Origin of the sequence: Xanthomonas sp. SHU 308 (assembly GCF_000364645.1) — a bacterium.
GTDB classification, from domain to species: domain Bacteria; phylum Pseudomonadota; class Gammaproteobacteria; order Xanthomonadales; family Xanthomonadaceae; genus Xanthomonas_A; species Xanthomonas_A sontii.
The window spans coordinates 1-2,108 of sequence record NZ_AQOK01000696.1 but is presented as its reverse complement, the minus strand read 5'-3'; the positions used below and the strand labels follow the sequence as shown (position 1 = coordinate 2,108).

Sequence of the window (2,108 nt, the reverse complement as noted above, 5' to 3'; positions counted from 1 at the left end):
CCCGAATCCCGAATCCCGAATCCCGAATCCCGAATCCCCGCCTTTCCCCTATCATCGACAGATGCGCCCCGACTACATCCTGACCCTGTCCTGCCCGGACCGTACCGGCATCGTCTTCCGCGTCAGCGGCCTGCTGTTCGAGCACGGCTGCAACATCCTCGACGCGCAGCAGTTCGGCGACGAGGAAAGCGGCCGCTTCTTCCTCCGGGTGCACTTCGACGTACCCGCCGACGGCATCGTCGCCGCGGTGAAGCTGCAGTTGGAGCCGCTGGCCGCCGACTACGCGATGGACTGGCAACTGCACGACGCGCGCCGCCGCGCGCGCCTGTTGGTGCTGGTCAGCAAGCAGGGCCACTGCCTCAACGATCTGCTGTTCCGCGCGCACAGCCGGCAGTTGCGGGTGGACATCGCCGCGGTGGCCTCCAACCATCCCGACTTCGCCGCGCTCGCCGGGTCCTACGGCGTGCCGTTCCACCACCTGCCGGTGAGTGCCGCCAACCGCGCCGAACAGGAGGCGCAGCTGCTGGCGCTGGTCGAACGCGAACGCATCGATCTGGTGGTGCTGGCCCGCTACATGCAGATCCTGTCGCCGACGCTGTGCGCGGCGCTGGCCGGACGCGCGATCAACATCCACCACAGCTTCCTGCCCAGCTTCAAGGGCGCGCAGCCGTACCACCAGGCGCACGCGCGCGGGGTCAAGATCATCGGTGCCACCGCGCACTACGTCACCGGCGATCTGGACGAAGGCCCGATCATCGAGCAGGACGTGGCCCGCGTGGACCACGCCATGACCCCGCGCGAACTGGTGCGCCTGGGCAGCGACACCGAGTCGCAGGTGCTGGCCCGCGCCGTGCGCCGCCACGTCGAGCATCGCATCCTGCTCAACGGGCATCGCACGGTGGTATTTCGCTGAGGCGGGGAGTGGAGATTCGGGAATCGGGAATGGGGAACAGCAACAGCAACAGCAACAGCAACAGCAACAGCGGCTAAGAGCACCCGCTTGCCGTAATCCATGGTCGCGGTGCCGACCGTCTGCATCGACGATCATCCCCGCTCTCCAGTCACTGCACGGTGGCATTTCCGATGAAGCAGGGAATGGGGCCGGGAATAGGGAAGGGGACCATCAGCAGCCGCAGCGCGGCGTTCGCTCTGCCGATTCCCCATTCCCGATTCCCCATTCCCAGCCCTCAACGCGCCGCGTTGGCGTTCATCGTCGCGTTGCGGCTGGCGTCCAGGTACTGCGCCGGATCGCGCATGCCGGTGGTGTGGCACTGGCCGGTGGTGTGGCCGCGGTTGACGCCGCCGGGCAGCTGGCCGTTGACCTGCTCCACGGTGCCGTCCTCCGGGTCGCTCAGCACCAGGTCCGAGGCCGCGTTGCAGTAGTCGTTGGTGTACCAGTTGGTCTTGGCGAAGGAGGTGGTGTAGTAGTTCACCAGCGCCCGCGCCGAGTTGGGGATGCCGGCCAGCCAGGCCTTGGCGCCGTCGTAGGTGAGGTCGTTGTTGGTGCCGCAGCCCACACCGAACCACGAGCCCACCGTGGCCAGGATGCCGGCCAGGTTGGTGCCCTGGTAGGGCGTGCCCACCGACTGCATCACCCGCCCGCCGCTGGCGTTGTCCAGGCCGCTCCAGTAGTACACGTACAGGTGCAACGCGGCCATGCCGCCCTGGCTGTGCGCCACCGTGCCGAACGAGTTCCACTGGCTGCCGAACTGCGCCAGGCGCTGCGCGAACTGGTCGTTGCTGCGGTTCTGGTTGACGTCCAGGAACGCGGAGGCATTGGTGAACTGCGCCACCGGCCACACCCCGCCCGAGCAATAGCCGTGCACCAGCACCAGGCGCTTGCCGGTGGCCTGCGCCTGCATGTCGGTGGCGGCGGTGCTCAGCTGCGCCGGGCGCTCGCCCATGCGCATGCTCTCGTCGATCGCGCCGGTGCTGCGCGCCACGCTGCTGCGACGCAGTGCCGGCAGGGTCAGCGGCAGCGTCGCACGCGTGGCCAGCGGCACGAAGTTGTCCGGATCCTCCACGCGCAGGTTGCGCAGGGTGAACGGTGCACGCGCGCCGGCGCGGACGATCCAGCGTTCGTCCACGCTCAGCGGCAGGCGTCCGTC

Annotated in this window: 1 protein-coding gene and 1 pseudogene; one reads left to right on the top strand and one right to left on the bottom strand. The window is 68.4% G+C overall.

Features of this window, described 5'->3' with window-relative positions; genetic code table 11:
- Positions 1 to 61 precede the first annotated feature (61 nt).
- Entirely contained in the window at positions 62 to 913 is an 852-nt protein-coding gene (purU, locus tag D588_RS0118890) for a formyltetrahydrofolate deformylase (RefSeq protein WP_017911840.1), read from the top strand.
- A gap of 274 nt (positions 914 to 1,187) precedes the next feature.
- Here the strand turns inward: purU and D588_RS0118885 are convergent.
- Positions 1,188 to 2,108: pseudogene (locus tag D588_RS0118885) on the bottom strand (conditioned medium factor); the annotation flags it as partial.